General features: G+C 71.9%; 12 protein-coding genes and 1 pseudogene. 9 read left to right on the top strand and 4 right to left on the bottom strand.

Annotated features, from left to right (window positions below; all coding sequences use genetic code 11):
* The first annotated feature begins 150 nt into the window (after positions 1-150).
* The 6 genes from SL103_RS00280 (at position 151) to SL103_RS00305 (ending at position 6606) form a co-directional block, all read left to right on the top strand.
* On the top strand, positions 151-1041 hold the full coding sequence (locus SL103_RS00280) for a DUF6457 domain-containing protein (protein WP_069566781.1): 891 nt from the start codon (positions 151-153) through the stop codon (positions 1039-1041).
* The gene (locus tag SL103_RS00285) at positions 1038-2639 is read left to right on the top strand and encodes a molybdopterin molybdotransferase MoeA (protein ID WP_069566782.1); all 1602 of its coding nucleotides are present in this window, start codon (positions 1038-1040) and stop codon (positions 2637-2639) included. Before SL103_RS00280 ends, SL103_RS00285 begins: the two co-directional genes overlap by 4 nt.
* On the top strand, positions 2636-3775 hold the full coding sequence (locus tag SL103_RS00290) for a potassium channel family protein (RefSeq protein ID WP_069566783.1): 1140 nt from the start codon (positions 2636-2638) through the stop codon (positions 3773-3775). Before SL103_RS00285 ends, SL103_RS00290 begins: the two co-directional genes overlap by 4 nt.
* Positions 3776-3869: 94 nt before the next feature.
* Complete coding sequence (locus tag SL103_RS00295) at positions 3870-4847, top strand: NAD(P)H-quinone oxidoreductase (RefSeq protein WP_069566784.1); 978 nt, start codon at positions 3870-3872, stop codon at positions 4845-4847.
* Between the two features lie 139 nt (positions 4848-4986).
* Positions 4987-5823, top strand: a complete 837-nt coding sequence (locus SL103_RS00300) for a hypothetical protein (protein ID WP_164492724.1) — start codon at positions 4987-4989, stop codon at positions 5821-5823.
* A gap of 228 nt (positions 5824-6051) precedes the next feature.
* Complete coding sequence (locus tag SL103_RS00305) at positions 6052-6606, top strand: bacterial proteasome activator family protein (RefSeq protein WP_208869778.1); 555 nt, start codon at positions 6052-6054, stop codon at positions 6604-6606.
* Positions 6607-6730: 124 nt separating this feature from the next.
* Here SL103_RS00305 and SL103_RS00310 read toward each other — a convergent pair whose 3' ends face one another.
* Positions 6731-8398: a protein kinase domain-containing protein gene (locus SL103_RS00310; protein WP_069566787.1), complete on the bottom strand. Its 1668-nt coding sequence runs from the start codon at positions 8396-8398 to the stop codon at positions 6731-6733.
* 321 nt (positions 8399-8719) lie between these two features.
* On the opposite strand from SL103_RS00310, the pseudogene SL103_RS00315 reads away from it, so the two are divergent.
* Positions 8720-10330 (top strand): annotated as a pseudogene (locus SL103_RS00315) (protein kinase domain-containing protein).
* Positions 10331-10352: 22 nt separating this feature from the next.
* On the opposite strand, the gene SL103_RS00320 reads toward SL103_RS00315, so the two are convergent.
* The 3 genes from SL103_RS00320 to SL103_RS00330 all read right to left on the bottom strand — a co-directional run bounded on the left by SL103_RS00320 (position 10353) and on the right by SL103_RS00330 (position 12646).
* On the bottom strand, positions 10353-11396 hold the full coding sequence (locus SL103_RS00320; RefSeq protein WP_069566788.1) for a phosphotransferase: 1044 nt from the start codon (positions 11394-11396) through the stop codon (positions 10353-10355).
* Between the two features lie 52 nt (positions 11397-11448).
* The gene (locus SL103_RS00325) at positions 11449-11868 is read right to left on the bottom strand and encodes a pyridoxamine 5'-phosphate oxidase family protein (RefSeq protein ID WP_069566789.1); all 420 of its coding nucleotides are present in this window, start codon (positions 11866-11868) and stop codon (positions 11449-11451) included.
* A gap of 118 nt (positions 11869-11986) precedes the next feature.
* The gene (locus SL103_RS00330; RefSeq protein WP_069573213.1) at positions 11987-12646 is read right to left on the bottom strand and encodes a response regulator; all 660 of its coding nucleotides are present in this window, start codon (positions 12644-12646) and stop codon (positions 11987-11989) included.
* A 327-nt stretch (positions 12647-12973) separates the two neighbouring features.
* Here SL103_RS00330 and pdhA point away from each other — a divergent pair, with 327 nt between their 5' ends.
* Together pdhA and SL103_RS00340 are read left to right on the top strand one after the other, a co-directional pair.
* The gene (gene pdhA / locus SL103_RS00335) at positions 12974-14191 is read left to right on the top strand and encodes a pyruvate dehydrogenase (acetyl-transferring) E1 component subunit alpha (protein ID WP_069566790.1); all 1218 of its coding nucleotides are present in this window, start codon (positions 12974-12976) and stop codon (positions 14189-14191) included.
* Positions 14192-14193: 2 nt separating this feature from the next.
* Positions 14194-15177, top strand: a complete 984-nt coding sequence (locus SL103_RS00340) for an alpha-ketoacid dehydrogenase subunit beta (protein ID WP_069566791.1) — start codon at positions 14194-14196, stop codon at positions 15175-15177.
* Positions 15178-15185 lie beyond the last annotated feature (8 nt).

Below are 15185 nucleotides of genomic sequence, written 5' to 3' on the forward strand. Positions count from 1 at the left end.
GCGGCGGTGTCCGAGCCGGCCGCTGTGGCCCGGCCGGCCACGCCAGGACCGGCCGCCTCACCGGGGCCCGCCACGGCATCCGCGCGGCGCTGAGCCTTCCGTCCCGTGCCGCCTCTGTGTGAGCGCCCTGCCCCTGGTGATACTCAAGGGGTGAACGACCACATCGAGCACGACGCCGTCATCCTGGCCGGAGGCGCGGCCCGGCGGCTCGGCGGGGCGGACAAACCCGCCCTCTCCGTCGGCGGCCGCGCCCTTCTGGACCGGGTGCTCGCCGCCTGCCCCGACGCGGCGATCACCGTCGTGGTCGGTCCCGGCCGCCCGACCGCCCGGACCGTCGTGCGCGCCCTGGAGGACCCGCCCGGCGGCGGCCCGCTCGCCGCGCTGGACGCCGGCCTGCGGCACACCACCGCTGCCGTGGTGCTCGCGCTCTCCGCCGACCTGCCCTTCCTGACCCCCGCCACCGTACGGACCCTGCTGGCGGCGGCCGAGGGGCCGGTTGACGGGGCGCTGCTCCAGGACGCCGCCGGGAAGGACCAGCCGCTGATCGCCGCCTACCGGGCCGCCTCGCTGCGCCGCGAGCTGGCGGTGGTGCGGGCCGAGCACGGCACCCTGGCCGGGCTGCCGCTGCGGGCCGTGACGAACCGGCTGGTGCTGGCGCGGGTCAAGGACGCCGACGCCACGGCATCCTTCGACTGCGACACCTGGGAAGCCCTCAGCGCGGCGCGCGCCCGTATCAGGGAGCATGGACACGTGTTGGACGAATGGATCACCGCAGTCAAGGCCGAACTGGGCATCGAGCTCGATGTCGACACGGCGGCGCTTCTCGACCTCGCGCGGGACGCGGCGCACGGCGTGGCCCGCCCGGCCGCGCCGCTGACGACGTTCCTGATCGGTTACGCGGCGGGCCGGCAGGACCGGGACGTGCAGGTGCTGTCCGACCAGGTCGCCGCACTGGCCAACCGCTGGGCGGCGGAGGCCGAGCAGGCCGCCGGTGGGCCCGACGCAGGTGCCGCGGGCGCCGAAGCGAAGCCCGCCGAATGACCGACGGGGACAGGGGCGGAGCGCCCCCGGACGGGCTGCGTGTGCCCCGCGACGAGGGGCCCGGCGACCCGTTCGACGATGCCCTGGCGCTGGCCAACGAGGGTCGGGGCACCGTTGCGGCCGACGCCGGAGCCGGCGGTGGCGCCACGGGTGGACGCCCCGTTCCGGGCGGCGAGCACCCCGCCTCCGGCGGCGACCGGCCCGGTGCCGGCGGCGACCGCGTCGTCGGCCGCGGCGAGCGCGCCGAAGGCATCCCCTCCGGTGCGGATGCCTCCGCCGCCGCACCCCGCCGTGGGCCGGCCGACCTCCCCTGGCACACCGCCCGCCGGATCGCCGCGCGCGCCGTCTCCGGGCCGCCCGGGCCGACGACCACGGCGCTCGGCGAAGCGCTCGGCCGGACGCTCGCCGAGCCGCTGACCGCGCTCACCGATCTGCCGTCGTTCGACACCTCGGCGATGGACGGCTGGGCGGTCTCCGGCCCCGGCCCCTGGCGCCTCGACCGCCCCGCGGACGACGCCGCGACCGGCGCGCACCCCGGCATCCTCGCCGGCCACGCCCCCACGGAGGCGCTGCTCGACGGCCATGCCGTACCGATCGCGACCGGGGCCCGCGTACCGGCCGGCGCCACCGCCGTGCTGCGCAGAGAACACGGCGAGGTGCGGGAACTCGCGGGCGGCGGGCGGCGGCTGTACGCACCGCGGCTCGCGCCGCCCGGCCAGGACATCCGCCCGCGCGGCCAGGAGTGCCGTCGGGGCGACCAACTGCTCGCCGCCGGGGTCCTGGTCACGCCCGCCGTGCTCGGTCTGGCCGCGGCGGCCGGTTACGACGAGCTGACCGCCTACCCCCGACCGCGGGCCGAAGTCCTGGTCCTGGGCGATGAGTTGCTGGACAGCGGGCTGCCCCAGGACGGCCGGATCCGGGACGCGCTCGGCCCGATGCTCGTGCCGTGGCTGCACGCCCTGGGCGTCGAGGCGCCCGCTCCGCGCCATCTCGCCGACGACGCCGACACGCTGTACGAGGCCCTCGCCCGGTCCACCGCCGACGTGGTCATCACCACCGGCGGCACCGCGTCCGGCCCGGTCGACCACGTCCACCCCACCCTGCGCCGGCTGGGCGCCGAGGTGCTGGTGGACGGGGTGGCGGTACGTCCGGGGCACCCCATGCTGCTCGCCCGGCTCGCCCCGCGCCGGCACCTCGTCGGGCTGCCCGGCAACCCGCTCGCCGCGGTCTCCGGTCTGTGCACGCTCGCCGAGCCGCTGCTCCGCACCCTCGCGGCCCGCCGGCCCGTGGAGCCGTACCGCGCGCCGCTGGCCGCCGCGGTCCACGGGCATCCGCAGGACGTCCGGCTCGTCCCGGTGGTCTACCGCGACGACGAGCGGCACGGCCTGACGGCGGAGCCGCTGCGCTTCCACGGCCCGGCCATGCTGCGCGGGATCGCCGCCGCCGACGCACTCGCGGTCGTCCCGCCCGGCGGTGCGGACCCCGGCACGGAGCTTGAACTGCTGGAACTTCCCTGGTCAGCGGGCTGGGCGCCGGGTTCGTCGGCGGCTGGGCCCGCGGCCGGGGCGCCGTACGGGTTCTCCGGGGGAGCCGAGTGAAGCTCCCGCTGCACGACGCCGCGGCGCGCGAGGTACCCGAGGACCGCTCCCACCGGGTGATGCTGCCGCGCCGCGCGCCGAAGGCGCCGCTGCGGCAGGTCGGCCGGCGGCTGCTGATGGCGCTGCTCGTCCTGCTCGCCACGGTCTTCATCGTCTGGATGGACCGCGACGAGTACCACGACAACGCCAACGGCACGGTGGACCTGCTCGACTGCTTCTACTACGCGACCGTCACCCTCTCCACCACGGGCTACGGCGACATCGTGCCCTACGGCGACAGCGCCCGGCTGCTGAACATCCTGCTCATCACGCCGCTGCGGGTGCTCTTCCTGATCATCCTGGTCGGGACCACACTGGAGGTGCTGACCGAGCGCACCCGCGAGCAGTGGCAACTGAAACGCTGGAGAAACGCCTTGCGCGACCACACCGTCATCGTCGGCTTCGGGACGAAGGGCCGTTCCGCCGTCCAGACCCTCCGCGCGACGGGGCTGAGCCGCGACCGCATCGTCATCGTCGACCCCAGCTCCAAGGTGATCGACGCGGCGGTGGCCGAGGGCTACGCGGGAGTGGTCGGCGACGCGACCCGCAGCGATGTGCTGCTGCGGGCCGAGATCCAGCGCGCCCACCAGGTCGTCATCGCCACTCAGCGCGATGACACCGCCGTGCTGGTCTCGTTGACCGCCCGTCAGCTCAACAAGAAGGCGACCATCGTCGCCGCGGTGCGCGAGGAGGAGAACGCCCCGCTGCTGCGGCAGTCCGGTGCCGACTCCGTGATCACCTCGGCCAGCGCGGCCGGCCGGCTGCTGGGGCTGTCCGTCCACAGCCCCAGCGCGGGCACCGTCATGGAGGACCTGATCCAGCAGGGCAGCGGCCTGGACCTGGTGGAACGGCCGGTGGTGAAGTCCGAGGTCGGCAAGTCCGTACGGGACACGGCCGATCTGGTCGTCTCGGTCCTGCGCGGCCACCGGCTCCTGGGATATGACGACCCGGCGGCCAGCCCGCTGCAGAGCACCGACCGGCTGATCACCATCGTCCGCGCGGCCGCGACCGAGGAACCGGACGTCCCCGGCAAGCAGCCGGCGAAGCCGACTCTGCCCGGCACCGGCGTCTCCCCGATGCGCCGGCTGGATGAATAACCCGATGATGTGCGCTGGTCGGAGGCCGACCCGGCCGTAGTCGTCGGCCCCCGCACCGTCGCTCCGCACGCGGACGGCGAGTAGCCTCGCGCCCATGCGAGCGATCACTATCCCGGAGCCCGGTGGCCCCGAAGCACTTGTCTGGGCCGAAGTCCCCGATCCGCAGCCCGCAGAGGGCGAGGTCCTGATCGAGGTCGCGGCCAGCGCCGCGAACCGCGCCGATCTGCTGCAGCGTCAGGGCTTCTACGACCCGCCGCCCGGCGCCTCCCCCTACCCCGGCCTGGAGTGCGCGGGCCGGATCGCCGCGCTCGGTCCCGGCGTGCACGGCTGGGCCGTGGGCGACGAGGTGTGCGCGCTGCTGTCGGGCGGCGGCTATGCGGAGAAGGTGGCCGTCCCGGCCGGGCAGCTGCTGCCCGTGCCACCCGGCCTGGACCTGGTCACCGCCGCCGCGCTGCCCGAGGTGACCTGCACGGTCTGGTCGAACGTCTTCATGATCGCGCACCTGCGGCCCGGCGAGACACTGCTGGTCCACGGCGGCGCCAGCGGCATCGGCACGATGGCGATCCAGCTGGCCAAGGCGGTCGGCGCGCGGGTCGCGGTCACCGCCGGCGGACCCGAGAAGCTGGCCCGCTGCGCCGAGTTGGGCGCGGACCTCCTCATCGACTACCGCGAGCAGGACTTCGTCCAGGAGATCCGCAAGGGCACCGACGGCAAGGGCGCGGATGTCATCCTCGACATCATCGGCGCCAAGTATCTGCAGCGGAACGTCAAGGCGCTCGCCGTCAGCGGACGGCTTGCGATCATCGGGCTGCAGGGCGGGGTGAAGGCGGAGCTGAATCTTGCCGCCCTGATGGCCAAGCGTGCCGCGATCACCGGCGCCGGTCTGCGCGCCCGCCCGCTGAGCGAGAAGGCAGCCATCGTCGCCGCGGTACGGGAGCACGTCTGGCCGTTGATCGCCAACGGTCAGGTCCGGCCCATCGTGGACCGCACGCTGCCGATGGCTGAGGCCGCCGAGGCGCACCGCATCCTGGAAGCCAGCCAGCACGTCGGAAAGGTCGTACTGACGGTCTGAACCGAGCCGTGAAGGCCGCCCCCGCCCGCCCCTCCCGAGCCGTCGCCGGGTACCCCCGCCGACGGCTTCAAGATGCCGTGAATCTGATCACATGTGACGCTTGGCGAGTCACCCGACGGCTCGGCACGGGAGGGGCACTGTGGTCGCTCCAGGATTCCGTTCGCGCATTGCCACCGGTCTGGTGGTCGCCGCCGTCGTCCTGCCCGTCCCTCTGGGAGCCACCTCCGCGGTGGCCTCGGACCGGCAGGCCACGCCGGTTGACCGGCCGCCGAACCTCGTCCAGCCGGGCGATACGCCCGACGACTACGCGCCCGATGATCTGGCGCCCGAGATGCTCACCCCCGACGACTTCGCGATCGACGATCGTCTGAGCGAGCTGCCGGCGGCGGGTGGGGGCCTCGCCGGCCGCCCGGGGCGCTTCCGGGACCTGCCGGACCGCTTCCCCGACCTGCCGTACGGCCCCGGGCGCATGGCGCACCGGCCGTCGCACCGCCATCACGGCTGGGAGGGACGGTGGCACCACCACCCGCATCACCCGTTCGGCCGTGACTTCTCCTGGCCGGGCCCGTCGTACTACGGCCGGTACTCCGACTACCCAGGTGAGGGTGGCCCCGGGCCGGCGCGGTCGGCGGACCCGCACGGCGCGGACCGGGCGCACCCCCGGCACGCCTCGGCTCCGAAGCGCCAGCCCTCGGCGTCCGCATCCCCCGACACCTGGCGGCCGTCTTCCCGCCGCGTCGACGCCGCGGACCAGGGCTCCCGGACTCCGTACGAGTCGCTGCCGCCGCTCCCGACGCCGACCATGCCGGAGCAGCCGTCCCCTGCCACGGAAACCGCCGACGGTGACTCCGGTGGCAAGCCGTACGCCCTGGAAGTTCCCGCGGCCCCGGTCGAGAGGGTGCTGCCGATGGGGGCCGGGCTGGCGCTGACCGGCCTGGGGCTGGCCTTCCTGGGCCTGCGGCTGCGGCGTCGCTGATCGCGACCGTTTCACGTGAAACGGCACGGCCCCCGTCCTGTTTCACGTGAAACGAGGCGTTGCTCCCGGCGGTTTCACGTGAAACGGGCATCAGCGCGGCTGTTTCACGTGAAACCGCGGGAATCCGGTGTTTCACGTGAAACCACATCTCGGTACGGCACGGAAGGGTGGATCACCTTCTCCCAGGGGCACCACCGTGGAGAAGCGCTGGTACGAGAGAATGGCGGCATGGATATGCCGATGAACGAACGGTCGCAGGAGAATCCGCACGTCCTGGTTGTCGGCCCGGACGGCATGGCACTCGGCGGCACCGGTGGCGGGAGCGACGGCGAGGAGCCCCGCGAGATCCCGGTGACGGACATGGTCGAACAGCCCGCCAAGGTCATGCGCATCGGCAGCATGATCAAGCAGCTGCTGGAGGAGGTAAAGGCCGCGCCTCTCGACGAGGCGAGCCGGGTCCGGCTCAAGGAGATCCATGCCAGTTCGGTGAAGGAGCTGGAGGACGGGCTGGCGCCCGAGCTGGTGGAGGAGCTGGAGCGGCTGTCTCTGCCGTTCACCGATGAGTCCGTGCCGACGGAGGCCGAGCTGCGGATCGCCCAGGCCCAGCTGGTGGGCTGGCTGGAGGGCCTCTTCCACGGCATTCAGACCGCGCTGTTCGCCCAGCAGATGGCGGCCCGCGCCCAGCTGGAGCAGATGCGCCGTGCGCTGCCGCCCGGTGTCGGGCTGGAGGGCGAGGAGGGCAAGCCCGCCCAGGGCGGTGCCCGCTCGGGCCCGTACCTCTAGGGGCCTCGGGGGCCGGGGGCAAAGCCCGGGACCGCCCGGGCCGGGAGGGACAAGGACAGAAGGGGCCGGCACGTACGCGTGCCGGCCCCTCCGTCATGTTCTCCGGCCCCGAGGCCGTCCGGCGTCAGCCGCTACGGCCGGTCGAGATCGTCAGCTCGATGGTGTCGTCCTTGCTCGGGTACCACCAGCTGATCGCGTCCGGCTTCTGCTGGGTGACGGTGTTCTTGCCCCAGATCGCGCTGTCCTCCTGGCCGACGATCTTGTAGTGCCAGCCGGCGGCCTCGATGCACTTCTTCACCGAGTCCAGGTTCTTGTAGCGGAACGACGGGATGAGGATCTTGCCCTTGTCGGCGTAGCTCTTGGTGGGGCTGGTGCACTCCGACGTCAGGATCGTCGCGGTCTTGTCCTCGGGCCGGACGTTGTCGGTGGGCGAAGGCGAGTACGCCGATGTCGGGGTGACGTCCCCGCCGTTGTCGTCGCTGGAGCCGGCGCTCAGCCCGATGCCGACCGCGATGGCGGTGACGACGACCACGCCGACGATCGCCGCGACGACGATCACGGGGGTGTTGTTCTTCCGCGCGCCGGGGCCGCCGGCCGAGGGCATCGAGGCCGTCACGGGCGGCGGGGTGTACGGCGGCGGGGCCTGGAAGCCGCCGGTGTTGAACGGGGCGGGACCGGGGATCGGGCCGGGAACGGGGCCGGGCGCCGGCGTCGGGTAGGCGTTGTTCAGCGGCGGGGGCGTCTGCGGCCCGAAGCCGGCCGCCTGCGTCGGCTGGTACGGCTGCTGCACGTTCGGCGGCACCGGGGTGTGCGGGGCGCCGGAGGCGGTGGGGAACACCGCGGAGGAGACCGAGGCACCGCTGGTACGGGCGCGCGGGCCCTCGCCGATGATCAGCGGCGTCGCGCCGGACTGCCCGGACCCGGCGATCCGCAGGCACTCGTCCCGCATCGCCTCGGCGGTCGGGAAGCGCTCGTTGGGGTTCTTCTTCAGCGCGCGGGCGACCAGTGCGTCGACGGCCGGCGGCAGCGACTGGTTGATGCTCGACGGGACCGGCGGCTCTTCCTGGACGTGCGCGTAGGCGATGGCGAGCGGGGAGTCCGCGTCGAACGGCAGCTGACCGGTCAGCAGCTCGAAGAGCATGATGCCGACGGAGTAGAGGTCGGAGCGGGCGTCCACGCCGCGGCCCAGCGCCTGCTCCGGCGACAGGTACTGCGGGGTGCCGACGACCATGCCGGTCTGCGTCATGGAGGTCACGCCGGACTGCATGGCGCGGGCGATGCCGAAGTCCATGACCTTGACGACGCCCCGCTTGTTCAGCATCACGTTGCCGGGCTTGATGTCGCGGTGGACCAGCCCCATCTCGTGGCTGACCTCGAGCGCCGCCAGCACATCGGCAGTGATCTTCAGGGCTTTTTCCGTCGGCATCGCGCCATGCTGGGCGATGTCGTTGTCCAGGTCGGAGCGCAGCGGCTGGCCCGCGACGTACTCCATGACGATGTACGGCACCATGCCGCCGTCGAGCTGGTCCTCACCGGAGTCGAAGACCGAGACGATGTTGGTGTGCGTGAGTTTCGCCACGGACTGCGCCTCGCGGCGGAAGCGCTCGCGGAAAGCCTGCTCGCGACCGAGCTCGGTGTGCAGTGTCTTGATCGCGACGTCGCGGTCGAGGACGGTGTCGTGCGCGAGGTGCACGGACGCCATGCCGCCGGCCCCGAGAAGATCACGAAGCTGGTAACGTCCTCCGCCGACCGAACGGCCCTCGAATTGGCCCTGAGCGCCGTCCTGGCTCATCGTTCCGCTTCCCCCTAGGCACACGGCGCGCAACCCGCACGTGTAGCGATCAAAATCTGAAATTCTGCAGCCAAGTCTGCCCCAGGCCCCGGACACGTCAAGCTGTGTGCCCGTTCCGTGACCAGATGTGCAAGATCCCGTCACGGCGACGAGACGTTCGGCACCTTTGATTACCCCAGGTGAGCTTGCGATACCGGGCGCCCGGCAGGTTTGATGGCCGGTCCACGACGGACCGGCGGGTGCCGCGGAGCCTGTAGCGTGCTCTAGCGAAGACCGATGACCTTACCGCTCTCATGCGGATCGATTCGACGGCGAGGACCGATGGCACCGACGCAGAGCCCACAGGGCCCGTCCGATCCTGAGGCCACCGGCTCCAATATCCCCGACGCACCGGAGATGTGGGGCAACGGCGGGCTGGTCGGCGACGGCCGCTACCGGCTCACGCGACGGCTCGGCCGTGGCGGCATGGCGGAGGTGTTCGCGGCCGAGGACGTACGTCTGGGCCGTACCGTCGCCGTGAAGCTGCTGCGTGCCGACCTCGCCGAGGACCCGGTGTCCAAGGCCCGCTTCACGCGGGAGGCACAGTCCGTGGCCGGGCTGAACCACCACGCGGTCGTCGCGGTCTACGACTCCGGCGAGGACCTCGTCGGCGGCAACACCGTGCCGTACATCGTGATGGAGCTGGTCGAGGGCCACACCATCCGCGATCTGCTGCTCAACGCCGACGCCCCGCCGCCGGACCAGGCTCTGATCATCGTCTCCGGTGTGCTGGAGGCGCTGGCCTACAGCCATCAGCACGGCATCGTCCACCGTGACATCAAGCCCGCGAACGTGATCATCACCAACAGCGGCGCCGTCAAGGTCATGGACTTCGGTATCGCCCGTGCCCTGCACGGTGCGCAGTCGACCATGACGCAGACCGGCATGGTCATGGGAACGCCCCAGTACCTCTCCCCGGAGCAGGCGCTCGGCAAGACCGTCGACACCCGCTCCGACCTCTACGCCACCGGCTGCCTGCTGTACGAACTGCTCACGCTGCGCCCGCCGTTCACCGGCGAGACCCCGCTGTCGGTCGTCTACCAGCACGTTCAGGACATGCCGGTGCCGGCCTCGCAGGTCGCCGACGTACCGCCGGAGCTGGACGGCCTGGTCATGCGGTCGCTGGCGAAGGACCCCGACGACCGGTTCCAGACCGCCGAGGAGATGCGCGGCCTGGTTCAGTACTCGCTGCAGATGCTTCAGGAGCAGGGCGGCCACACCGGGACATGGAGCACCGGCCCGGTGGCCATGCACGAGGGCGGTCTCGGCCCGGCCATGGGCACGGCGGCCACCACCGCGCTGCCGCACTCCGACGCGGGCCAGACCACGGCCTAGCCGATCCTGGGCGGCATGCGGGACGACGACGGCGGTTTCGACGGCGGGCCCCGGCCGGCCAAGGGCGGCCGCGGCAAGTTCCTGCTGATCGCGGCGCTCGCGGTGATCGCCATCGCGCTGGGCGTGGCCTTCGCCCTGCAGAACACCGGCGGGGGGAACAAGAAGCAGGAGACGCCCGCCACCCAGTCGCCGTCGCCGTCGCAGGACGACAAGACCAGCGAGCCGCCGTCGGATGAACCGAGCACCCCCCAGACCGAGCCCGGCGGCACCGGTGGCGACGGCGGTACGTACAGCCAGCCGCCGACGTCGCAGCCGAGCACGCCCCCGACGTCCGAGCCGCCCACCTCGCAGCCGCCGACGACCTCGACGCCGACGACGGAGCCGCCCACCGACACCACCGGCGGGACCACCGACGGCGGGACCACGGACGGTGGGACGACCGACGGGGGCACCGACAACGGCGGCACCGACAACGGTGGCACCACCACGGGGACGGACGGCGGCGCCACCGCCGGCACCGGCACCGACAGCGGCGCCACGCTCGGCACCACCGGCTGACGCGGCGGCCCCGCCGCCCGCCTCAGCGGGTGAACGCGTCCTGCACGGCGTGGTACTCGCGGGTCCACCACACGGCCAGGGCGGCCGCCGCCGGGAATTGCGGATCGGTGCGGCGGTCGCCGAGCTGGTAGCGCCAGGTGAGCATCCAGAAGTCGTTGAGCCGCTCCCACCAGACCCGGTGGACGGCCGCGGCCAGTTCGTCGGCGCCGGCCCCGCAGGCGCTGCGGTAGGCGCCCGCGTACGCCGCCACCTTGGCCAGGTCCAGCGTGCCGCAGGGGCGTACGAAGAAGATCGCGGCGGCGCGGACCGCCTCCTCCGCGCGCGGTTGGACGCCCAGCCGGTCCCAGTCGACGATCGCGGTCGGCTCCGTGCCGCGGTAGAGCACGTTGAGCGGGTGGAAGTCGCCGTGCACCCAGCCGGTGGCGGGTTCCGCGCCGGGAGCCGGCCGGCGGTGCGCCTGCCGCTCCAGGAGGGCCCGGCGCTCCAGCAGACGGTGCTCGGCGAGTTCGTCGAAGCTGGTGCGCGGCCGGGCGCCGCGGGCCAGGGCGAGCAGCTCGTCGATCGTCTCGAAGGTGCGCTCGGGGTCGGCGCCGGTGTCCGTGCAGGGCGGCCGGGCGGGGTGCGGTTCGTCCGCCATGACCTGCTCCAGCGCGGTGTGGACGAGCCCGAGCAGGGCGCCGAGCCGACGGGACTGGCCGCCGGAGAGCGCGGCACCGCCGAGATGGCGGCCCTCGACCCAGGGGTGCAGGGCGTAGCAGCGGCCGTCGAGGACGGTGACGGTGCGGCCGTCGGCGTCGGCGACGGGCGGGGCGACCGGCAGTCCGAGGGCGGCGAGCCGCCGGGTGGCACGGTGCTGGCGGGTGAGGGCGGCGTGGTCGCCGTCGAGGTGGTGCTTGAGGAAGTAGCGGCCGCGGGTGGTGGCGAGGAAGTAGCCGTGGTTGAGCAGGCCCTCGGCGACCGGCTCGCAGGACAGCGGCGCGCCGGCGCCGGTGTAGTGGCGGAGCAGGGATCCCAGGGTGTCTCTGTCGGGCGTCGCAGCCGTCCGGACTACAGATGAGCGCAGCACGCGCCAGATGTTAGATCAACTGCACCCGTCGGAGTGGGTGATGGGGAAAGCCTTACGCAGAGTGCGCAAGGTGGTGGGCCGGTACCTCGGTGAGCCAGTGCAGCGTCACGAACTCCGGCTCGATGCGCAGGAAGACCGGATCGAAGGGCTCCCCGTCGGCCAGCCGGGGTGTGGCGCCGAACCGCTCCCGCTCGGCGGCGGCCGGGGCGGCGACCCGCGCGGTGCCGGTGAACTGCACGGACCAGGTGTCGGCCGCGCCGCTGTTGACGTTGTCGGCCTCGTACGCGACCACACTGCCGTCCAGGGCCCGGTGGTAGTCGTAGCCGCGGTGCAGCCGCAGCATCAGCCGTCCGTCGTCGAGGACGAGATGCCGGGTGACGGTGGTGAAGGGCAGCGCCCGCCGACTGGCCGAGACCCGCCCGTAGGGGATGCGGCCGAGCAGCTCGATGGCACGGAAGGTGTCGGTGGGCATGGCACCACCTTGCCGGTCGGCCCGGCGGGCCAGTAGGGCCCAGCAGCCCGGGGAAAAGGGGACGATGGTCCTGAATCACCTCGGTCCGGTCTGCGAGCCGGCCGGGGTGCCCGCGGGGTCAGTGCTTCTCGGCCTGCAGTCGCGCGACGTACGCGGCGGCCTGGGAGCGGCGTTCCATGCCGAGCTTGGACAGCAGGCTGGAGACATAGTTCTTGATCGTTTTCTCCGCGAGGTGCAGCCGCTCGCCGATCGCGCGATTGGTCAGGCCCTCGCCGATCAGATCGAGGATCTTGCGCTCCTGGTCGGTGAGGCTCGCCAGCCGGTCGTCCTTCTTGGAGACGTTGCCGTCGCGCAGCCGTTCCAGGACGCGCGCGGTGGCGACGGGGTCGAGCAGCGACTTCCCGGCGGCCACGTCGCGGACCGCGGAGAGCAGCTCGTTGCCCCGAATGGCCTTGAGGACGTAGCCCGACGCGCCGGCCATGATCGCGTCGAAGAGGGCCTCGTCATCCGCGAAAGAGGTGAGCATCAGGCATTTGATGTCCTCGTTCTGCGAACGGATCTCACGGCAGACCTCGACACCGCTGCCGTCGGGCAGCCGGACGTCGAGCACTGCCACGTCGGGACGCGTCGCCGGGATCCTGACCAGGGCATCTGCGGCGGTGCCGGCCTCGCCGACCACCTCGATGTCCTCCTCGACCGCGAGCATTTCGTGGACGCCGCGGCGGACGACTTCATGGTCATCGAGCAGGAATACCGTGATTTTTCCGTCTTCGCGCACCACCCCAGTCTCACACATCAAGTCTTCCCGTGCTCCAGGTCATCGATATAACGTGCCGTTGTCCCGGCGGCCTGCAACGCTGTGACCAGGAGTTGTTCCAAGCCTCCGCGATTTACTTGGAAATCCAAGCAAAATCGCAGGTCAGCGCCGTTTCCACTTCGGCTTTGACAATGGGTAACGTGCAATGAGCAGGCCACCTTCCGGGAGCTTTGTTCCACCCGGATCCGGCCGCGTTCGCACACACCCCGTGCGCCGTATCGGATACCGGGTGAGCCGCAATACGGCCACCGGCGGACCCCGGGGGCCGGACAGACGGAGGAGCAGCACGTGACCGTGGAAGGCACTGCGCAGCGGAAAAACGCCCGCGGCAGCAGCAAGCGCACCACCGCCAAAAAGGCGACGCCGGCGAAGAAGGCGTCCCCGGCCAAGACCGGCACCGCCGGCCGGGCCGAGCAGGCGGAGCAGGATCAGCTCGTACAACTGCTGACCCCGGAAGGGAAGCGGGTCGAGCACCCGGATTACTCGATCGACCTTTCTCCCGAAGAGCTGCGCGGCCTCTACCGCGACATGGTGCTGACGCGGCAGTTCGACGCCGAGGCGACCACCCTCCAGCGCCAGGGCGAACTGGGCCTGTGGGCCTCGCTGCTGGGCCAGGAGGCGGCCCAGATCGGCTCCGGCCGCGCGCTGCGCGACGACGACTACGTCTTCCCGACCTACCGCGAGCACGGTGTGGCGTGGTGCCGCGGTGTCGACCCGACGAATCTGCTGGGCATGTTCCGCGGTGTCAATCACGGCGGCTGGGACCCCAACAGCAACAACTTCCACCTGTACACGATCGTGATCGGTTCGCAGACGCTGCACGCGACCGGCTATGCGATGGGTGTGCAGAAGGACGGCGCGGATTCCGCGGTCATCGCGTATTTCGGTGACGGCGCTTCCAGCCAGGGAGACGTCGCGGAATCCTTCACCTTCTCCGCGGTCTACAACGCCCCGGTCGTGTTCTTCTGCCAGAACAACCAGTGGGCGATTTCCGAGCCCACCGAGAAGCAGACCCGGGTGCCGCTCTACCAGCGCGCCCGTGGCTTCGGATTCCCCGGCGTACGGGTCGACGGCAATGACGTACTGGCCTGTCTGGCAGTGACCAAGGCGGCGCTGGAGCGGGCCCGGACCGGCCAGGGACCGATGCTCATCGAGGCGTTCACCTACCGGATGGGCGCGCACACCACCTCCGACGACCCGACGCGCTACCGGGCCGACGAGGAGCGGGCGGCCTGGGAGGCCAAGGACCCGATCCAGCGGCTGCGGGTGTACCTGCAGAGCGAGGGCCTGGTCGACGAGGAGTTCCTCGCGTCGATCGAGGAGGAGAGCGTGGCCCTGGGCAAGCGGGTCCGCGAGGCCGTCCGCGCCATGCCCGACCCGGACCACATGGCGATCTTCGAGAATGTCTATGCCGACGGGCACGCGCTCGTCGATGAGGAGCGCGCGCAGTTCGCCGCGTACCAGGCGTCGTTCGCCGATGCCGATGCCATCGCGGAGGGGAACTGACCATGGCCGTCCACGAGAAGATCACCATCGCCAAGGCGATCAACGCGTCGCTCCGTGCCTCCATGGAGGCCGACCCCAAGGTCCTCGTCATGGGCGAGGACGTCGGCAAGCTCGGCGGCGTCTTCCGCGTCACCGACGGTCTGCAGAAGGACTTCGGCGAGGACCGGGTGATCGACACCCCGCTCGCCGAGTCCGGCATCGTCGGCACCGCGATCGGCCTGGCGCTGCGCGGCTACCGCCCGGTCGTCGAGATCCAGTTCGACGGCTTCGTCTTCCCCGCCTACGACCAGATCGTCACCCAGCTCGCCAAGATGCACGCCCGTGCGCTGGGCAAGGTCAAGGTGCCGGTCGTCATCCGCATCCCGTACGCGGGCGGCATCGGCGCGGTCGAGCACCACTCCGAGTCGCCCGAGGCGCTCTTCGCGCACGTCGCGGGCCTCAAGATCGTCACTCCCTCGAACTCCTCCGACGCCTACTGGATGCTCCAGCAGGCCATCGCGGGCGACGACCCGGTCATCTACTTCGAGCCCAAGCGCCGCTACCACGACAAGTCCCGGCTGGACACCGAGTCGATCCCCGACCCGCTGCACAAGGCCCGGGTCGTCCAGAACGGCTCCGACCTCACGCTGGCCGCCTACGGCCCGATGGTGAAGGTGTGCCTGGACGTCGCCAAGGTCGCGGCCGAGGAGGGCAAGTCGGTCGAGGTCGTCGATCTGCGGTCGCTCTCCCCGATCGACTTCGACACCGTGCAGTCGTCGGTGCAGAAGACCGGCCGGCTGGTCGTCGTCCACGAGGCACCGGTCTTCTTCGGCGCCGGTGCGGAGATCGCCGCCCGTATCACCGAGCGGTGTTTCTACCAGCTGGAGGCGCCGGTCCTGCGGGTCGGCGGCTTCCACTCCCCGTACCCGCCCTCCCGCCTGGAGGACGAATATCTGCCGGGGCTGGACCGGGTGCTCGACGCCGTTGACCGTGCGTTGGCGTACTGAGGGTTTGA

This window comes from Streptomyces lydicus (assembly GCF_001729485.1).
Lineage (GTDB): Bacteria > Actinomycetota > Actinomycetes > Streptomycetales > Streptomycetaceae > Streptomyces > Streptomyces lydicus_D.

What these genes read in the sequence shown, in the direction of transcription:
- SL103_RS00310 (WP_069566787.1), bottom strand. Translation starts at nt 8,398, where the DNA reads ATGAGCCAGGACGGCGCTCAGGGCCAATTCGAGGGCCGTTCGGTCGGC.
- SL103_RS00285 (WP_069566782.1), top strand. Translation starts at nt 1,038, where the DNA reads ATGACCGACGGGGACAGGGGCGGAGCGCCCCCGGACGGGCTGCGTGTG.
- SL103_RS00295 (WP_069566784.1), top strand. Translation starts at nt 3,870, where the DNA reads ATGCGAGCGATCACTATCCCGGAGCCCGGTGGCCCCGAAGCACTTGTC.
- SL103_RS00305 (WP_208869778.1), top strand. Translation starts at nt 6,052, where the DNA reads ATGGATATGCCGATGAACGAACGGTCGCAGGAGAATCCGCACGTCCTG.
- SL103_RS00325 (WP_069566789.1), bottom strand. Translation starts at nt 11,868, where the DNA reads ATGCCCACCGACACCTTCCGTGCCATCGAGCTGCTCGGCCGCATCCCC.
- SL103_RS00340 (WP_069566791.1), top strand. Translation starts at nt 14,194, where the DNA reads ATGGCCGTCCACGAGAAGATCACCATCGCCAAGGCGATCAACGCGTCG.